At 48.2% G+C, this 828-nt stretch carries 1 protein-coding gene; it reads left to right on the forward strand.

Annotated elements, in window-relative coordinates; translation table 11 throughout:
- Positions 1–828, forward strand: an 828-nt coding sequence (gene cysS / locus R7Z50_RS26260) for a cysteine--tRNA ligase (protein WP_318149579.1), incomplete at both ends; no start/stop codon positions are given.

Raw genomic sequence — 828 nt, forward strand, 5'->3', positions numbered from 1 at the left:
CCACTAGACTTCGTTCTTTGGAAAATGTCTAAACCAGGCGAGCCAACATGGGAATCGCCATGGGGTCCAGGTCGTCCAGGTTGGCACATTGAATGTTCAGCAATGAACTCTACGATCCTAGGCGATCATTTCGACATTCACGGCGGTGGCTCTGATCTACAGTTCCCACACCACGAAAACGAAATCGCACAATCTTGCTGTGCACACGACACTAAGTACGTAAATACTTGGATGCACAGTGGCATGGTGATGGTAGACCGCGAAAAGATGTCTAAATCTCTAGGCAACTTCTTCACTATTCGTGACGTTCTTGGTCACTACGATGCTGAAACCGTGCGTTACTTCCTAATGTCTGGTCACTACCGTAGCCAATTGAACTACAGTGAAGATAACCTAAACCAAGCACGCGCTTCTCTTGAGCGTCTATACACTTCTCTGCGTGGTCTGGATTTAAATGCAGCACCAGCGGGTGGTGAGGAGTATGTATCTCGCTTTACTGCTGCGATGAACGACGACTTCAACACACCAGAAGCATACTCAGTTCTGTTTGATATGGCGCGCGAAGTTAACCGCCTTAAGACAGAAAGCGTAGAGAAAGCGAGTGAACTCGGTGCGCTAATGCGCGAACTAGCAGACGTGATTGGTATTCTTTATCAAGATCCTGAAGCTTTCCTAAAAGGTAATGCTGGCAACGATGATGAAGTCGCTGAAATTGAAGCGCTAATCAAACTGCGTAACGACTCGCGTGCTTCGAAAGATTGGGCAAACGCCGACATGGCTCGTGATAAGCTGACGGAAATGGGCATTGTCCTTGAGGATGGCCCAGAG

The organism is Vibrio sp. 1249-1 (assembly GCF_033340495.1).